This is a genomic window from Vibrio sp. 1F279, assembly GCF_041439815.1.
In the GTDB taxonomy this organism is placed as follows: domain Bacteria; phylum Pseudomonadota; class Gammaproteobacteria; order Enterobacterales; family Vibrionaceae; genus Vibrio; species Vibrio tasmaniensis_A.
Window position 1 is genome coordinate 75,570 of the sequence record NZ_JBGOOU010000020.1, and the last position, 19,733, is coordinate 95,302.

11 protein-coding genes are annotated in these 19,733 nt (G+C 43.3%); 4 read left to right on the forward strand and 7 right to left on the reverse strand.

The genetic code is table 11. From position 1 onward, the window contains the following. Positions 1–56: 56 nt before the first annotated feature. The 7 genes from prpF to ACED60_RS15365 all read right to left on the reverse strand — a co-directional run bounded on the left by prpF (position 57) and on the right by ACED60_RS15365 (position 12,425). Positions 57–1,229, reverse strand: a complete 1,173-nt coding sequence (gene prpF, locus ACED60_RS15335; RefSeq protein ID WP_371727915.1) for a 2-methylaconitate cis-trans isomerase PrpF — start codon at positions 1,227–1,229, stop codon at positions 57–59. 9 nt (positions 1,230–1,238) lie between these two features. Next, the gene (acnD, locus tag ACED60_RS15340; protein ID WP_371727916.1) at positions 1,239–3,875 is read right to left on the reverse strand and encodes a Fe/S-dependent 2-methylisocitrate dehydratase AcnD; all 2,637 of its coding nucleotides are present in this window, start codon (positions 3,873–3,875) and stop codon (positions 1,239–1,241) included. 100 nt (positions 3,876–3,975) lie between these two features. Beyond that, a complete protein-coding gene (prpC, locus tag ACED60_RS15345; RefSeq protein WP_017103082.1) occupies positions 3,976–5,178 on the reverse strand; it encodes a 2-methylcitrate synthase in 1,203 nt (400 codons plus the stop codon). A gap of 146 nt (positions 5,179–5,324) precedes the next feature. Next, the gene (prpB, locus tag ACED60_RS15350; protein WP_017082680.1) at positions 5,325–6,221 is read right to left on the reverse strand and encodes a methylisocitrate lyase; all 897 of its coding nucleotides are present in this window, start codon (positions 6,219–6,221) and stop codon (positions 5,325–5,327) included. Between the two features lie 100 nt (positions 6,222–6,321). Then, positions 6,322–7,041, reverse strand: coding sequence for a GntR family transcriptional regulator (locus tag ACED60_RS15355; RefSeq protein ID WP_017071741.1), 720 nt, complete (start codon positions 7,039–7,041; stop codon positions 6,322–6,324). A 390-nt stretch (positions 7,042–7,431) separates the two neighbouring features. Then, positions 7,432–10,605, reverse strand: coding sequence for an HD domain-containing phosphohydrolase (locus ACED60_RS15360; protein ID WP_371727917.1), 3,174 nt, complete (start codon positions 10,603–10,605; stop codon positions 7,432–7,434). 524 nt (positions 10,606–11,129) lie between these two features. After that, positions 11,130–12,425 (reverse strand): hypothetical protein, encoded by a 1,296-nt coding sequence (locus ACED60_RS15365; protein ID WP_009846613.1) that lies wholly within the window; start codon positions 12,423–12,425, stop codon positions 11,130–11,132. 499 nt (positions 12,426–12,924) lie between these two features. Here ACED60_RS15365 and ACED60_RS15370 point away from each other — a divergent pair, with 499 nt between their 5' ends. The 4 genes from ACED60_RS15370 to ACED60_RS15385 all read left to right on the forward strand — a co-directional run bounded on the left by ACED60_RS15370 (position 12,925) and on the right by ACED60_RS15385 (position 19,579). Next, on the forward strand, positions 12,925–14,907 hold the full coding sequence (locus tag ACED60_RS15370) for a type VI secretion system Vgr family protein (protein WP_371727918.1): 1,983 nt from the start codon (positions 12,925–12,927) through the stop codon (positions 14,905–14,907). A 59-nt stretch (positions 14,908–14,966) separates the two neighbouring features. Next, positions 14,967–15,383, forward strand: a complete 417-nt coding sequence (locus ACED60_RS15375; RefSeq protein WP_371727919.1) for a hypothetical protein — start codon at positions 14,967–14,969, stop codon at positions 15,381–15,383. Positions 15,384–15,385: 2 nt separating this feature from the next. After that, positions 15,386–18,778, forward strand: a complete 3,393-nt coding sequence (tssM, locus tag ACED60_RS15380; RefSeq protein WP_371727920.1) for a type VI secretion system membrane subunit TssM — start codon at positions 15,386–15,388, stop codon at positions 18,776–18,778. Positions 18,779–18,892: 114 nt separating this feature from the next. Further along, positions 18,893–19,579, forward strand: a complete 687-nt coding sequence (locus ACED60_RS15385) for an AarF/UbiB family protein (protein ID WP_371727921.1) — start codon at positions 18,893–18,895, stop codon at positions 19,577–19,579. The last annotated feature ends 154 nt before the right edge of the window (positions 19,580–19,733 follow it).

Below are 19,733 nucleotides of genomic sequence, written 5' to 3' on the forward strand. Positions count from 1 at the left end.
TGCACTCTTTTCTCAGCGTTGTGCTCGTGAACATTTAACCGTTCACGACAATCGCTTTACTTAGGAAAAGGCACTCGAATGGCACCTTCCATGATCACTCGGGCACTACGACTCATAATTGCCCGTTCTATTTTCCACCCGCTTTCCGTCTGAATAGCTTTAGCACCCACTTTTAAGGTTCCTGATGGATGACCAAAGGTAACAAAATCTCGGGAACCCTCACCGACTGCCAAGTTCACTAACGTACCTGGCACACTCGCCGCTGAAGCAATGGCGACCGCTGCCGTACCCATCATGGCGTGATGCAGTTGTCCCATAGACAAAGCACGCACCAGAAGGTCAGTATCTTCGACAGCAACCGATTTACCACTGGAGGCTTGGTACGCTTGAGGCTTAGCAACAAACGCGACTTTAGGTGTATGTTGACGTGATTCAGCTTGTTCTAAAGAATCGATAAGACCCATCGCTACTGCACCATGTGCTCGTATGGATTCAAACAGAGCCAAGGCTTTGGTATCACTATTGATATCTGATTGAAGTTCAGTGCCTTGGTAACCAACCGATTCAGCATCAACAAAAATGGTGGGTATCCCAGCATTAATGTATGTCGCTTTGATGCAACCCAGATCGGGAACATCTAAAAAATCGACAACATTCCCTGTTGGGAACATAGAGCCACTCGCATCGGCGGGGTCTAGAAAATCAACTTGGATCTCAGCGGCGGGGAAAGTGACACCATCGAGTTCAAAATCACCTAACTCTTGTACTTCACCTTTAACGATAGGCACGTGAACAATGATGGTTTTTTCTATATTCACTTGCCACACTCGCACCTCGACCACGCCGTTTTCTGGAATACGATTCGAATTAACCAATCCACCATGAATAGCAAATGGGCCCACTGCAGCAGACAAATTACCGCAGTTACCGCTCCAATCAACGAACGGCTTATCTATCGCAACTTGACCGAAGAGATAATCAACATCGTGATCAGCTTTGCTGCTCTTCGAAACAATCACAGTTTTGCTGGTACTCGAAGTTGCACCACCCATACCATCTGTTTGTTTACCATAAGGATCTGGACTGCCAATTACTCTCAGCAACAACTTATCTCTCGACTCTCCAGCAACTTGCGCTGATTCAGGCAAATCACTTAGGTTGAAGAAAATGCCTTTGCTCGTCCCGCCTCGCATATAGGTCGCAGGCACTTTTATCTGTTTGATGTTCATAACTAGCTCCTACTGGGCGAGAAAGTCTTTAGCGAAACGTTGCAATACGCCACCAGCGCTGTACACATTCACTTCGTCAGCGGTGTCTAATCGACAGGTTACTGGCACATCAAGCTTTTCACCGTTTTTACGAGTGATCACTAGAGCCAAATCAGAACCCGCTTCAATATCGCCGTAAACATCGTAAAGCTCGGTGCCATCGAGTTGTAAGGTATTGCGATTGGTCCCCGCTTTGAATTGCAGAGGCAGAACACCCATGCCAACCAAGTTGGTTCTGTGAATTCGTTCAAACCCTTCAGCAACAATCACTTCAACACCCGCTAGACGTACACCTTTGGCTGCCCAGTCACGTGATGAACCTTGTCCATAATCGGCACCAGCAACGACAATCAAGGGTTGTTTACGATTCATGTAGGTTTCAATCGCTTCCCACATTCGCGTAACTTGACCTTCAGGTTCAACTCTTGCTAATGAACCTTGCACGACTTCTCCAGCGTCCTTCACCATTTCGTTAAACAGCTTAGGGTTGGCGAATGTTGCTCGTTGCGCGGTTAAGTGATCGCCTCGATGGGTCGCGTAAGAGTTAAAGTCCTCTTCGGGCACTTCCATTTTGGTGAGGTATTCCCCCGCAGCGCTCGAAGCGAGAATCGCATTTGAAGGGGATAAGTGATCTGTGGTGATGTTGTCACCCAGAATCGCTAAAGGTCTCATACCAGATAGGCTTCGTTCTCCCGCAAGAGCACCTTCCCAATAAGGTGGTCTGCGAATATAGGTACTTTGAGGTCGCCAGTCATAAAGCGGTTCAGTCGTCACCTGTTCCTCGTCTGGCTGGAACATTTTCACGTAGATTTGTTGGAATTGCTGAGGCTTAACGTGCTCACCGACAACGGCATCGATCTCGGCATCACTCGGCCATAAATCACTTAAGTAGATTGGCTTACCATTGTTGTCGGTGCCTAAGCTGTCTTTCTCGATATCAAAGCGAATCGTGCCAGCCAACGCGTAAGCAACAACCAATGGCGGTGAGGCTAAAAACGCTTGTTTGGCATAAGGATGGATTCGACCATCAAAGTTTCGATTCCCCGATAACACCGCGGTTGAATACAGGTCGCGGTCGATGATCTCTTGTTGGATTTTAGGATCCAACGCCCCACTCATTCCGTTACAGGTAGTACACGCATAACCGACGATACCGAAGCCTAATTGTTCCAGCTCAGGAAGCAAACCTGCCGACTCGAGATAGAGCTTGGCAACTTTAGAACCTGGAGCAAATGACGTTTTCACCCACGGCTTACGAACTAATCCAAGCTGATTGGCTTTCTTGGCCACCAATGCTGCGGCGACCACGTTTCTTGGATTACTGGTGTTTGTACAAGAAGTAATTGCAGCAATAATCACAGCACCATCGGGCATTTGTTCATCGCTATATTTCGCCGAATGTTGTTCTTTCCACAATGATTGGCTAATGCCTTGTTTGGTAAGTTCACTGGTTGGTAAACGACGATGGGGATTGGATGGCCCTGCAAGGTTGCGCTCAACTTTAGACAAATCAAACTCAAGCACACGTTCGTACTGAGCGGAATCTAAATCATCGGCCCATAAGCCAGTTTGCTTAGCGTATAGCTCAACTAACTCAACCTGTTCAGGCTCGCGTCCTGTCAGCTTTAGGTATTGTATGGTCTGTTCATCGATATAGAACATACCTGCTGTCGCGCCGTATTCTGGTGTCATATTCGATATAGTGGCGCGGTCGCCAATAGTCAGTGCACGAGCACCTTCACCAAAGAACTCTAAGTAACTAGAAACCACTTTTTCATTTCGAAGGAACTCAGTAATCGCAAGCACAATATCCGTTGCGGTTATCCCTTCTTGTCGTTGACCCGTCAGTTTAACGCCCACGATGTCTGGCAAACGCATCATAGACGGACGACCGAGCATCACAGTCTCAGCTTCCAAACCACCTACACCTATTGCAATAACACCCAGAGCATCAACATGAGGAGTATGACTGTCGGTGCCGACACAAGTATCAGGGAAAGCGATACCTTCTTTGGATTGAATAACCGGAGACATTTTCTCCAAGTTAATCTGGTGCATGATCCCGTTCCCCGCAGGAATCACACTCACGTTCTTAAACGCGGTTTTACACCATTCTATAAAGTGAAAACGGTCTTCGTTTCTGCGATCTTCAATCGCTCGGTTTTTATCAAACGCTTCGCTATCAAAACCCGCGTGTTCCACTGCCAGCGAATGGTCAACAATCAATTGAGTTTCGACAACGGGATTCACCTTGGCAGGGTCTCCGCCTTGGTCGGCAATCGCGTCTCTTAATCCAGCCAAATCAACCAAAGCTGTTTGACCTAGAATGTCATGACACACCACGCGCGCAGGATACCAAGGAAAATCTAAGTCGCTCTTGCGTTCAATGATCTGTTTTAAGCTGTCTTCAAGGGTTTCAGGATCACAGCGTCTTACTAATTGCTCTGCTAATACTCTCGACGTATAAGGCAAGGTTTTGTAAGCACCTGGGGATATTGCTTCTACCGCTTCGCAAGCGTCGAAATATTCTAAGCCCGTTCCCGGTAGAACCTTTCGATACTTGTTTTCATCAAGCTCTTGGTTTCTTTCAAGTTTTACATCAGACATACATCCACCATTATCTGTCAAATTCTATTCGTTGGTTCTCGAGGCCTTATCACATGAAGAGAAAGTCACCTCGAGATATAAGTCGGCTCGATATAGAGGACTAACGTAAATGGATTGGTAGCCAGTCTTGATGCTCTGGCCCGGTGTAGTCTGCACTTGGACGAATAATTCGATTGTTTTCTCTTTGCTCGAATACGTGTGCCGTCCAACCAGTAAGGCGGCTCATCACGAAGATAGGAGTAAACAGTTTGGTTGGGATGTCCATGAAGTGATATGCCGATGCGTGGAAGAAGTCAGCATTACAGAACAGCCCTTTCTCGCGCTTCATTACAGCTTCAACACGCTCAGAAACGGCATAAAGCTGTTTATCTCCCACCTCTTGAGCAAGCTCTTTTGACCAACGCTTGATTAGAGCATTTCGTGGATCGCTTTCACGATAAATGGCATGACCGAAGCCCATGATCTTATCTTTGTTAGCAAGCATATTCATGATGTTCGTTTCCGCTTCATCGGCGGTTTGCCAATCTTGGATCATTTCCATCGCCGCTTCATTCGCACCGCCATGCAAAGGGCCTCTCAACGTACCAATCGCTGCGGTGACGCACGAATGGATATCCGACAGCGTTGATGCACACACACGAGCGGCAAAAGTCGAAGCATTAAACTCATGTTCCGCGTAAAGGGTTAGCGAGCAGTGCATCACCTTCTTGTGAAGTTCACTCGGTGCTTTATCCGTTAGCATTTTCAAGAAGTAGCCACCCAAACATGCTTCACTTTGATCTTCAGTATCAATGCGCACGCCATCATGGCTAAAGCGATACCAGTAACAAATAATCGCAGGAAAAAGTGCAAGCATACGTTCTGTTGCTGATAGTTGCTCAGAGAAGTCCGATTCTTGCTCTAAGTTACCCAACATTGAACAGCCCGTTCTCATCACATCCATTGGATGAGCGTCAGCAGGGATAAGCTCTAATGCTACTTTCAAAGGTTGAGGCAAGCCGCGCAGACCAACCAACAATGTTTTGTAATCATCAAGCTCTTTTTCACTGGGTAAATGACCTCTTAGTAGCAGATGCGCCACTTCTTCGAACTGAGCATGATTAGCAAGGTCGGTAATATCATAACCACGGTAGGTTAAACCAGTTCCTGATTTTCCTACCGTACATAGCGCCGTGGTTCCCGCACTCTGGCCACGTAGACCAGCACCACCGATTGCAGGTGTGCTGGCTGTTTTTTCGCTTTGTTGTTGGTTTTCTGTAGAAGCCTTTTCGACAGTTGCTTTATCACTCAAAGATACAGACATGTTGAACTCCTTTTCTGTGTTAGCCGCCTGCACTCTTTGGTGCTGCCTGTTTATATGTCCGATGATCTTTATCATCGGTACTGGATATGGCGACTAACCATTTCACGTTATTGGATTAAGTTGATTTTTGATTAATTGAAACTGGTTTACCCTTCGCTTGAAAACAACTGATCAAGCTTGTTCTCGTAGTCGTGGTAATTCAGGTGTTCGTAAAGCTCTTTACGGGTTTGCATTGAATCCAACAGAGCTTCTTGATTGCCTTCAACTAACAAGTGCTTGTAAACATTCTCCGCCGCTTTGTTCATCGCACGGAACGCACTCAATGGATAAAGCACCATGTCGACACTTGATTGGGCTAACTCGTTACAGTTGTAGAGTGGTGTTTGGCCAAACTCAGTTATGTTAGCCAAGATAGGCACGTGCTTACCCGTTGCTGATTTCAGCGCTGCCGAGAACTTCACGTACTGGTCGAGCTGATTCATCGCCTCAGGGAAAATCATGTCCGCGCCCGCTTCAACACAAGCTATCGCTCGTTCAATCGCACTATCAATGCCTTCAACCGCCAATGCATCGGTACGAGCCATAATCACAAAGCTGTCATCGGTTCTGGCATCGGTTGCCGCTTTGACTCTATCGACCATCTCTTGTTGGCTCACAATCGCTTTATTTGGCCGATGACCACAGCGTTTCTGAGCGACTTGATCTTCCATGTGAATTGCTGCTGCGCCTGCCTTCTCCATAGCGCGAATCGTACGTGCAATATTGAATGCGCCACCAAATCCCGTATCGATATCCACCAGCAATGGCAGATCACACGCGTTGGTAATACGTTCAACATCCACCAACACATCGTTCAATGTCGTAATACCTAAATCAGGCAAACCATAAGACGCATTGGCGATACCTCCACCCGACAAATAGATCGCCTGATGCCCTAAGTTCTTTGCCATCATCGCGCAATACGGATTCACCGTACCGACGATCTGCAATGGGTCGTTGTCTTGCACAGCTTGTCGGAACTTAGCTCCTGCTGATAACTTCATAATGACGCTCCCTGTTAATTGTTTATTTCTAGCTAATCTTTAAGACTTACGGCTTTTGGTTATCGCCAGCACTGATCCGCTGACAGATTCCAATGGCCGCTTAATCAAGATCTTTGGATTGAATTTGTTGCTCTATAAGCAATCGGCTACCCGAGATGTGTCGTCGCATTAGCATTTCTGCTAGCTCTTCATCACGGTTACGAATTGCTTGTAGGATATATTTATGTTCATCGAGCGCCTCTTTTGGTCGAGACTGAGCCCTAGGCGATTGATAGCGATACATGCGTAATAGGTGATAAAGCTCATCACACAGCAGCGAAATGAGTTTGCTGTTACGACTCGCTTTGATAATGCGGTAATGGAAATCAAAATCCCCATGTTGATGAAAGTAAGAAGAACCTTCGACTTCATCGATGTGCTTTGAGTGTGTCGACAATAATCCTTCAAGCCCGATAAGCTCTTCTTGCGTGATATGTCGCGCTGCTAAGCGAGCCGCCATGCCTTCCAATGCCTCTCGCACCGCGTAAAGCTCTAGCAGTTTGTCTGCCGAAAAAGTAATAACTCGAGCGCCGACATGTGGAATACGTTCTATCAGGCCAAGTCCTTCAACACGCATTATCGCTTCACGTAATGGACCTCGGCTTACCTCAAAGCGTTTAGCCAATTCAGGTTCCGAGATCTTACTGCCCGGAGCTAATTCACCGTTAACAATCGCCTCAACGAGGTACTCAGTCAGATTTTCCGACTTGGTGTTTTCTTTGTCGCTCACACGTGTTTTCGTGTTTGCACTTAAGGTGAGGTCTTTTATCGCAGTATTCATATTCACGCTGCTCACTTCTGATTGCCGACCCTAACTGTCAACAATTTCATAACATGAACATAAAATACACGATCAAATTGTCGACAATCAAGCAGATTGTCGACAATTTAGACTAAGGTAGTATTTTTATATACGATAAAAACTCATCCAAAAGGACACTGAAAACAACTTAAATACTTGTTATTTATTAATTTAAACAGGACAACAACAACCAGCCCGATACCTACTCTAAAGTCATTTAAAATCGATGTGTCGACAACTTATAGCCGAACTGGTCAAAAGCAGCCCCGTTTGTGCCTATCCACCAGCTCACCGATAAACAGATATAAAAAAGGCGCACTCATGTGCGCCTTTCATTCATCGAACCCGTTCTAACAAGCCAACCTTTAATCAAGCTATCTGACGAGTGACTTCGAGGTATTTGCTGATATCGACAAAATCAATCTGTTCTGGTTTGAGATACTCTTCTGCATAACGCAGGTGAGTACCGCTGGTTAAGAACAATCTAAACAGTTCGATATCAAGATGCTCGTCCAACGCCATTTTATACATGATGTCTACAGCAACACTGATTGGTTTCGCCTTCTTATAAGGCCTATCCGCAGCAGTTAACGCCTCAAAAATATCTGAGATCACCAGAATACGTTCTGGGATTGAAAGGTCATCACCTGTCAGCTTCCTTGGATAGCCTGTGCCTTTAAGGGTTTCATGGTGAGTCGACGCATAACGAGGCACACGGCTTAGCTCTTTCGGGAATGGCAGATTCTCAAGCATCTTAATCGTGCCAAGCATGTGCTCGTTTATCTTGAACCTATCTTCAGCGGTCAACGTGCCGCGTGCAATACTCAGATTGTAGACTTCACCTAGGTTGTATAAGTGCTCAGGTACATCCATTTTAATTTGATGTTTCGGGTCAAACTCTAACGGCCTATCTCTTTTCACTATATGCTCTGCTTTATCACTTAACAGTGGCTCTGTCGCAGGTAAACTTGCACTCGGTTCTCGGTTCAACGCTTCTATCGGTGATAAACCAAGTTGATCATCAAAGTTACGCGTCCAAGTTGTCTCAGCTATCGAACGAATACGAGTGACTTTGTCTTCACTCATGAATTCACCACCAACGTTCGATGTCGCGATAAAAGCAAAGTTATCTTGTAGCTGCTGTTTGGAGGCCGCAAGCTCATCGGTTATCTGCTGCGTTGATAGCGTGCCTTCAAGTTGCTTTCTCAAAGCAGTGATTTCCGCATCACGCCAAAGTACTTCAAATCGAGTTCTCACCTCGTGAATTCGGTTGTAGTTCGCTTCTAGCTTCGTACCTTTATCGACGATGTGTTCAGGTGTCGTGATCTTGCCACAATCGTGAAGCCAAGCCGCAATTCTGAACTCACGACGTTCATCATCATTTTTAAACTCAAAATCTTTGAAATGATCGGACTGTGATTTCTCAGCCGCGTCAGCCAACATCAAGCCTAGTTCTGGTACACGATTACAGTGCCCTGCCGTATAAGCGGATTTATCATCGATAGCTTGGGCTATAAGCTTGATAAACGACTCCACAAACGCCTCTTGTGTCTGTTCATGTTGTTTAATCTCTGCCGCCATGCCTTTCACTGCCACAGACAGTTCCCACACCTCTTTGATTCGCGTATTAAGCACAGACACATTGTCGTAATCACGCTGCCTAATTTTTTGCGTTTCAGCTTTGAGTTGACGGATCGGTCGAACAATAGGCGCACCAAAGATCCAAGCTACTGGCAAGGTTAGGCTCATAAGAAGCACCGTCACACCAATAGACGTCGCAACTCGTTTGTTTACCGCGCTGTAGATTTCCGCTTCAGGTATCGCAACGGCAAAATATTCAGAGTAGTGCTCGCCCGTTTCAATCTTTTTTAGATAAAGACGCTTAGGTTCTCCATTGAGCACAATCTTAACCATTTCGCCTTCGGTAGTAGCCGTCGCAGTACGTTCATAGAGTTCAGTGTAAGGAATGGTTGTGCCTGTATTGAGAGCATGATGATGGAGCCATTTTTGTGACAACACTGCTTTCTGCTCATCAGTGAGTGCGCGAATGGCTTGATTTAGGATTGGTAATAGCTGCTGATGTTTGTTCTGCAACACAATGTGGAATTGGTTTGGGTAATTAGCTTTGAGATCCAACAGCACTTCATTAACTTTCAATCTTGCATGGAAAAATTTGTCCAAAGAGAATTCCAACACAGGCTTAGCGTCGAGTACTGCAAAGCTCTCACCACGATCAACAGCATCAAATGCCAATTCCATACTTGGAAACTCAACAAGCTCAATATTTGGGAAGTCTTTTCTGAGTTGAGGAATAACCGACCACCCAGATAAAATCGCCACCTTTTTGCCGCTGAGATCTCCATAGTTTGAGATCGTCTGTGCGTTTTCTCGCGTTACAACAGAGAAAGGCAACTCGTAGATAGAATCCGTGTATAAGCCTTTTACTCCGTTGCTTTCGTAATTCTGAATAGAGTGCAAACCATCGATGCTTCCCTCATGAAACTTGCCTGTTAGCTCTGCCCACGAAAAGCCATTAACAAACTCGAACTTAACACCACTCATTTCACTGATCATTTTCAGAAGATCAATCGCATAACCGTGTGGTTGTCCAGATACCGCGAAATCCATTGGCCCCCAATCGCTTTGATTAGAGAGTAATAAAGGAGGCGTGTTCTCAATGACGGCTTGTTGCTGAGCAGTCCAATCGATTTTATTTGTTTGAGGAAGTGCATGTTTCGTTTCAGTGTCGCGATTAGACGCAATAATATTGCCCGATTTAGAGTACAGAAAGGACTCAACTTGACTGTCTTCATCTAAACCTAACGCGCTCGCAGATAACTTACTCGCTAACGAAGACAACACGATATCAATGCCGATTACATGTTGCGTGTCACCAACGGCCTTTGATTCAAAAGCCAAGGAATAAGTTTGTCCCGTGATCTGAAGATGCTGGAAAAGATAAGGCTGTGTTTTCTCAACCGTCTCAGTATTCGCGGAGACATACCAAGGCCGTGTCGTAGGAAAGTAATTGCTCGGCTCAGTCTTTGAGTCTCTGAGGTTAAACTCAAGGTCGTAATACTTAGTCGTGCGGATACGACCTGCTTCCCTGTCGCTTATCTCGATCACCACCCAACGGTCTGAGCGATCGGCACCAATTTTTTCTCTAACAAAAGGAGAAGATTCCAGATTGATAATTTGGAAGAAGCGTTCGTTAGAAGAACCTATGTAAATACTATAAAAAAGAGGGTTATCTTTTATCGCTTCTGAGAGGATCCCACGCGACTCTTCGCGAGAAATTTGATAGCTAATAGAGCGATGTACGGAAGACAGTAATCGAGCGGTATTTATCGCGTCTGAGTCGACGTTACCGATATAGTCGCTCAAGTCCTGAGATACCATGGTCAACTTGGACAAGGTATGCTCTGTCGCCATTTTTTTACTGAAGTAATATTGAAGTGAAACCGCCACGATCGCCGTTAGCACCGTCGCAAGTAGAAACATCCCTCCAACGGTAAACCGCAACGAGATTTTTGTGTTTGCCATTATTCTATCCTTGAATAATCACTAGTTAAAAACGTAACACGCTAACAATACTTATATTATTACAACGCCCTACCGCCCCTAGCAACACATTATTCTATATATTATTCAAGTTCTCCTAACATTCTGTCCTGAATCTCAACAATCATGTCTTTAAATGATAATTAACTATATACGTCAGTAAACTAATACCATAATTAATTTAATGGTATTAGTTTTCATAAAATGGAAACACCTACGCCAATGACATCAAGGCAATAAGACCCGTCTTGAACTTTTCTAAGTCATTACGAATCCAGATTGAGTAGGCTGGCTATGTCTTTGATTACGGGATTAGCTCCTTTAATCAAAGTGGGTAACTCTCTACGTTTCGAATCGATGTATCAGATCCAGTCAGAACTAGTCAGAACTAATATAACGGTGCAACTTCACGAACAAAAACTTCCAACTGTTTTCCTATCCATGTTGTCTACCCTTCGCTATTACGACTTAAGCTTAGACAGCTACACAGAATTTAGGACAGCCTCTTACGCCCAGCGGTCAGAACGTATTAGGAGATCTAAACGTGCCGTTACGTGATGGGCTTTTCCTGCATGAATTTTGCTCAATTTACTTTTATGTAAAGCATGAGCGACTTTACTCGCATCCAAATCACTACCGGGAAGAAAGTTCATTTGGCTTCTCGCTGCTTTTAACACCTCAAGAACACCTGGAGTTTTACTCTCTAGAGATATCGGACATTCCTTAATAAACTCTCTTGACTCTTCTTTTAATAGTTCAAAAGACGAAAGAATGTTTTTTTGATGTGCCACTTTATCACTGTCAAGTGTTGTGCCTAATATCTTGGACTTTATCTTGCGTATTCCTCGGCTCAAGCTGATTCGTTTGTGTGCATTTGGCGGGGTAACATCAAGAATTTTCAAAAAATTATAAGGTGAACCATATCTAGGGATGCAAACTATATAGGCAGCTAAGATCGGGATTTTACGTATGTGTTCCGCGAAGAACTGTTCTAGCCTTTCATCACTCATTGATTGAACGTTAATTAGGTAAGTCGTACATTTTTTCTTGAATTCATTATATTCTTTTTCCATTTTCCATTTTTTGATTAGCGAGACAAAAAATTTGAAAATGGAAACAATAGCGTTAGCGATAGTTGTTACTGCTGCACCAACACCAGCACTCAGAGAGTTCACTAATATCGTCCCGCCACTTTGCAGAGTTGCAATCGAACTTGATACTGCCGCACCTTTTATTTGCTCTCTGATAGATATAATTACGTAAGAACCAACTTTGTTGGTCGCGAGCATAGTCATACCGTCAGATTTTAGGTAGTGCATTGTTTTTGTAATGGTCTTGTATGCTGACTCTAATGCGGCTTTAATATTACCAGCATGCTGTAAAACTTCGCCTAGTGTTTTTGATACAACATCGGGTAATAGAGCGAATAGTTTTTGCTTTAAATCGTTTCCAAAGTCTGTAATCGACGATAAAAATTCAGTCAACTTTTGCTTTAAAGTAGACACGATTTTCATAAACCAGTTTTGATCGCTATTCATAGCAGCGCTGCTAGCAACTGATTTAACAGCGCCTGACGCTATTTTGTAGCCGGCACTTGAATTGATTGATGACAATCCGTGAGTTCCAGCGTAATTAAGAGCCTTACCAAGTCCGATACTCTTATCGACTACCCCTTTAACTTCCTTTAGTTGACCTGCAGTTTTGCCAACAACAACAAGTTTAGAAAAGAGAGAACCACCTTCAAGCTCCGCTTTAGAGAACACTCTCAACATATCAGCGTACATTGGATTTTGATTTTGCATGTATAAAACTCTTATTATTTAGCTGTATTAGTTCAGAAACGAAAGTGTTCTGCTTTTGCAAGAAAGGACAACACATTGAGCATTATTTTTTCAAAGTTAAATTAGGCTTAGACACCTAGAGTATTGAGCTTTATCGCCCGATTATAATTAAACTCTACGTACTCTATATAGTTTGCCATATCTGTTCTTTTGTCACAATCGGCTAATATAGCTCTGCCGCAAATATAATTAGATTCATAGAGACTGATGAAGCTCTTAAGGCAAGTTGTGGTGAGAATGAATCGGTAATTTTTGGTACTCAAGCCTGCACCTTCAAGTTGATTCGGTATACAGGCAACTTCTAAATTAAGAAGTAGCCTTCCAAAGAAAGCTATAATACACCTTAATATATTATCAAATTTATGCTATAAATTTAGACTCATAATTCCAAATCAAGTCAGTTCATTAATATTGATACCACACAATATCAGAACATCTTCGAGCATTATCAGGCGAGCCTATGACGGATAATTTCTCCCCTTCTGCCAGTGCGATTGTGGCAAAAGATTCTAAAAGCAATGAGCATGCAGTCAGCGATTTTGCTATTTCTGAGTACCTGTCGAAGCCTTTTAAAATCGAACTAACACTCATCTCAAAAAACTTTTCAATTGATGACCAGCTTGGTCAAAAGCTTTCGATTACACGCTTTATTAACGACACTAACAACCAAGCAGCCACGCGTGTATTCAACGGCATTGTTACGCAAGTTCAGTTATTGGGCATGGACAGTAACCTGCAGTATTCTAGTTATCGCATCACTCTAAGGCCGTGGTTTTGGTTATTGATACACACTCATTCTTTCCGTGTTTATCAAAACCAATCGACTAAAGATATCGTTTCAGATGTGTTAACCCAAGCAGGTTTCAGTGGCTCATTTAAGGCTGGTACCATGCCCTCATCCAAACGAGAGTATTGCGTTCAATATGATGAAAGCGACTTTGATTTCGTAACTCGCCTGCTTGCTGAAGAAGGGGTTCATTACTTTTTCCAACACAGCGACTCAGATCACGTGATGATGCTACAGGACGCTCAGAGCCCTTATAAAAAGTCAGATATCGGTAAACTGGACATGATTGAAGTCCCTTCAGGCAACAATCCATTACTAGATAAATGGATGCCACAAGGTCAATTTCATGGTGCCAGCATCGAACTGACTAGTTATGATTACTCACAAACTAAACTTGTGAGCAGTAAACAGAAAAAATCCAGTCATAAGATAGCTAACAACACCAAGTTAACGAAACAGTTTTACCCTAACCTTGGTATCACTGGTGGGATGGAAGACCTTGCCAGTAACCTAGTCAAAAGACGCATTGAACAGCTCGAGCAAAATTATCAAACCGTAGAAGCCGAAGCGCAACACGATTTATTTGAATTGGGTAAGTGGTTTTCACTATCATCCCATTTAGACAAAGATCAACTCGGTGACTATTTAGTCACAGAACTTCACACGAGTTATAGCACCGAAAACCATTGTCAAACACGCCTCACTCTTCTTGACACGTCGACTCCTAATTATCCTTCACCGACGGATAAGGCAAAAATACACGGACTACAAAGCGCCATCGTAGCCGGTAATACCGCAGGTGAGATTAATCAAGATGAACAAGGTCGAGTTCGCATCCAATTTCATTGGGATACACAAACATCCGGAGACAAAACGAGTTGCTACGTGCGCGTTGCTCAGATGATGGCTGGCAATGGTTATGGTGCTCAGTTTATTCCAAGAGTAGGACAGGAAGTACTGGTCAGTTTTATTGATGGTGACCCAGACCAACCGATTATCACAGGAAGCGTTTATAACAGTAAAAACCCACCACCTTACAAAGAAGCTAACTCAACGAAAACAGGCATTAGCACTAAGTTAAGCGGATTGGCTAACGAGCTCTATTTTGACGATAAGAAAGACAATGAGCTCTTGTACATTCATGCAACCAAAGACTTCACGAAAGAAATAGAGAACAACCTGACAGAGACCATTAAAGGTGAACTAATCCAGAAAACCACCAAACAAGTTAACGTCTCAACAGAAGATAATTACACCCTCAACTCAGACAAAGCTATCGCTGCCAAAGGTAAATCTATATCCCTAGAAGCGGATGACAAGATTGAGCTAAAAGTTGGGTCCAGCAAAATCACTATGTCTTCATCTTCTATTAGTATTGAAGCAAGTAACATTGATATCAAAGCGAGTAGCGCACTCAACCTTGAAGGCATGAACGTAACAAGTAAGGCGACATCCGCGAACAAGATATCAGGTGTAACAACCGCTCTCGAAGCGACAAGCTCCAACAGTATTAAAGGACTCAGTGTCGCGATTAAAGCGGATACTACACTCACAGCAGAGGGGTCTTTAAGTGCCGAGTTTAAATCAGGCCTAAAAGGTACTTTTAATGGCGGCGTACTTGGCGAATTAAAGGGCGCTATTGTAAAGGTGAATTAGTGAATTCAATAGCTAGCATTTAAACCACACTAGAGCACAAATTCAGGTAAGACAGAAACATGTATAAAAAAATTCCATATCAAACTGGCAGACAGTTGCTCGACAGATTCTCAAGCTCCGACGAAGCACAAGCACTGATTAATGACGAATTCAACATTGATGATTCTATTCAAGCTTTATTGGAAAGCGAGCTATATTTCGACTTAGTTCAGCTCCTTGCTCACGGATTGCCTGTTCGAGAGGCCATTTGGTGGGGCGCACATACGCTCGATGCGAGAAGTGATGTGTGGTCTACAATGCAAAAACAATGCATTTCAACAGCCAAAGATTGGGTCAAGTCTCCTTCAGAAGAATTAAGAGCAAACACAAAAGAAGAAGCAAGAAGTACCAAAGAATGGTACGTAGAAAACGACCAAATAAACGCCATTATTGTTCGGACTTCTGCGCCTGACTTAAACAAGGAAGAATCAAACTGATTATGCCGAAAACTAAATCAAACAAATCGGGCAATACAAAAAAAACAGTAGGTATCTCGATCCTAGTATCTTTTGCCCTTTTTACCGTCGTCTCTAGCATAATTCTACTAACACCTCTCAACGCATATTTGACGTGGGCTTTAGCTACTACCGCAATTATATCTACACTTGTAGGCTTAGTATGTTACTGGGTTCTTATCAACCGCAGTGAACCATCACAAAAAGAGTCATTCGACAAATCGCTGATTCAGAAAAGACAAAAGCAACTGGCATACCATTTCAAACGCATGGTCAGCAAGCAACGACCAAAAGCTCACTTAATGAGTCGCTACGACCTGCCAATCTACCTACTATTGAGTCAAAATCCGAATAAAGACAAAAGTATCATCACTCAAATGGGTTATGAGTCATATAAGCTCGACGATTTTGGCAGTGATATTGAATTCCCAATTCTATTTTGGGTCAGCGAGCATTCCATTTTAGTTTCGGTAAGCACTGGCGAAGACCAACACCCAGAATACCTAAAAACACTCTGTCAGTCCCTAACAGCATGGCGCCCGAGGCAGGCCGCGAATGGTTTATTGCTCACGACTGACGTAGCTTCATTGTTGGAAAATAATGAACAAATAACACAAAAAGCTGATGAACTAAAATCGACAATAAAAACGTTTAATCAGGCTTTTGGGGTCAGCTTACCTATTTATAACGTTATCTCTAATATGGGTAGCATCAGCGATTTTTGTCAGTTTTTCTCAGCATTTGACGAATCAAAAAGAGACGACGTATTCGGTGCCACGGCTCCTTATTCTAAACACGGTGGTATCGACGCAGACTGGTTTAATGATGAATACGACCATTTAATCAGTGAGTTGATAGCCAACATGAGCAACGCGCTTGCAGGTCAACTCAACCAGGATTATCGAAACTCAATTGCTAGCGCCCCTTTCCAGTTTGGATTATTGAAACAAAACCTTTGGTTGTTCCTCAACCGCTTGTACCGTGGAGAGCAGCTTAGTGACGCTCTTCAATTCCGCGGATTTTACTTTACTCATGATGGTCAAAGCTCAGCTCAGTCTGACTTGTTGGCGAGCACTGTATCTTATTCGGTAGGTCATGAGCATTATCAACACAATGAGCAGATCCCGGTTAACCAGACCCTTTTTGCTCAATACCTTATGACACACGTGATTTTATCCGAACACGAACTGGTTGGGGTAAACAAGCGTAAAGAAAACGCATTGTTAGTTAACCAAGTGATTTTCACACTATCTTGGGCTAGCTTACTAACCGTCGTATTACTTGTGATTAAGTTTGACTTTGATTTCCAGAATCAACGAGAAGCTGAAGCCGATGTAATGCTTGAGCGCTATAAAGAAGCGATATCAGCATCTCCTTACGACATCGAAAACATGGCTGAAAACATACCTAATCTGTTTTCATTACAGCGAATTTATAACCTCTACAATGAGCCTGAGCCATGGTATACGCTGCCATTTATGCCTAACTCTAGTATCAAAGGAGAGATCGAAAAAGCATATTTTGCAGCGTTACAGAAAGTACTGATTCCTTCTATGGAAAATACCCTAGAGAAAGACCTATTTGTGTACGTCAATCTCGAAGATCAATCTCAGACTCTAGCTTTGCTGAATAACTACCGTTTATTGTTCAGTAAAAATAGGACTAACCTTCATGAGCTTAAAAACTACTACATGCGTACATTCCAAGACCAAGGTGAAGCAGATAGTGTCAATATTGCTCAACTAGAGGTACTACTGAATGACATCTTCGCGCGTAACCTAACACCAATGAAATCAAATCACGATTTAGAGAACCTAGCGAAGAAAGTCATTACTCAAACAGGTATCGGAACTCTATTGTATGAACACATTCAAAGCTCAGAAACCTACTCAAAGCGCGTCGATATTCGAAATGATTTAGGCGATAATTGGGGTTCAGTTCTGCAATTCCCAACAAGTTATGTGGGCTACATGGTTCCATATATCTATACACCAACGGGGTTTAATGAGCTCGATTTATCCGTCAACTCACCTACTCTAAAAGCAGCCTTACAATCATATGAAGGGGTTGCAGGGGCCTATCCGAGTGCACTCGAAATGCACAGAATCAGCCGTGAACTAAAGCAAACTTATCAAAATGACTACATAAATTATTGGCGAGATCTCATTAGCAATGTAAAAGTCAATGAAATAGCGGATCCTGCACAACTAAAAAAAGCATTCGCTAGCCTATCAAGTGCAAACAGTAACCCACTGGTCAGCCTGTACTCAACCGTCGCTAAGTACACCTATGTGGAACTCGAAATACCAGACAACGAGGGTAAATCGCAAGATCCTGCGACCATACCAATTCAAGACCAAGATAAAAAAGAATCTGCACGCCAGATAACTTTAAGCTTTCAAGCATACAAAAAACAGGTCTCTGCCAACGATCAAGGGAAGAAGCCAATAGACAATCTGCTGAGTGCGATTATTAATGCAAATAAATGGGCAGACAAGTTTTATGAAACCAAAGAACCTCAAAAAGTAGCCTTCGATACTTTATCTGTGACTTTGCAAGCTGGTAACCCTATTGCATCATTATCGAACTTATCAAACGATCATTTAGCTGTAGCAGAAGAAGTGATAAGTAAAATTGTGCATCAAAGTAATGAAATGGTGATGTCGCTGGCTCATGACCACCTTAATACAGCATGGTCAAACGAAGTTTATCAACCATACCAACAACGATTAGCGTCTTTTTATCCATTCAACCGACAGTCCAAACTGGATGCGAGCGTTGCTGATCTCAAGGCCTTCTTCGTTACAAACGGTATAGTTGATAAGTTCTCTCAAAATCGCCTCAATGGATTCGTTAAAAACAATGACGAAGCACCTTACTTACCAGGGCTGTTGCCTGGTACTGCGCTATCTATCACGCCAGATGTATGGACAATGATGGACAAAGCTTCTGATATCAAAAACGCTCTTTTCCTAGCTGATCCATCAAACATTCAGATCGATTTCCAAGTAAAAGCTGTTGATATGACACCAAACATTACCGAGTTTTCAATCATTTCGGACAAACCGATCTTCACTTACCGTCACGGGCCGACCTTATGGAGTCAGCAATCATGGCAAGGAGACTCCGAGTTTATCGAGAAACTAGGAGTCCAGTTGAACACACAAGACTCCACAATTGGCCAAAGTACAGTCAAAGGTACATGGAGTTGGTTCCGCTTATTCGGTCCTAATGTGAGTTTTTCATCCGCTCAAGATACACAAGTTGAGTTTGTGTATGGTGACAGTAAAGTAAAACTGACCATCAAAACTCAGGGTCAGTCGAACCCGTTTGTCCCCGGCTTCTTCTCTGGATTCTCGTTACCAAGTGATATCTAGTAAAGCCCCCTTAAGTAGCTCGCTTTGTACATCAAAGCGAGCTCCATCTTATGACAATAATTCTCTGTCAATAAGTTGCTCTTCCTTTGGGTTTAACACTCTGGCAAAGTTGCTTTGAAGGGAGAATTTTCGGACGACGCAAAGCTCAAGCAGGAGCTAACTAACCGTGGCTACACTAATCTCTCTCGATTAGGTAGACGTGTACTTCAAGCCCAGCACCCTAACTGGGGCGTCGTTACTATAAAGTATGCTCAAGCAGTAAAGCACCGTCACTTTCTCAAACAAGAGGCTGAGTTTCTCTATTCCAACTCCAATTATAACTGGCCAGAATATTGCGATTATTTCTCTAACCAGCAGAGTGACTATCTAGTCCTTTCCCACATTTGTGGAATAACACTATTACAAATCCAAACCGAGCCTTCTAAGTCAAACAACTTCCCTACCAACTGGATTACCTTGCTAGAGCGCTCGATTCATCAAGTCCACAAACTTGGTTTCGTTCATGGTGACATTAAACCATCTAACATCGTATTGACTCCTCAAGGGCAAGTACATTTAATTGACTTCGGCTCTGTCATAAAGAACAGAACTCTGCGTTCCGAGCTACGTTTTGAAAGCTATACACCAAGGTATTCAACACCTGGTTCAGTCTTAGGCAAATTCGATGACTGGTTCGCTCTTGCAGTGATACTAGAAAAGTACTTTGACCAATTTGATTACAAAAGTAGCTCAAAACAGTCCTTCCAATACATAAGTCTACCTAGCAGGTATCACATGCTGTTAAGGAAATGTAGGAGCTAGAATAGTATTAGCCCGAGACTACACCATAGATAAAGTTATTCTTTGTTAAATAAAGGTTAACATATAAAATATCTATTCATAGAAAGGGACTCCATTATTTGTATCCGCCCCATGAACCCACGGGGCGACTTGTCAGTGTTTGAAGTTCCAAGGT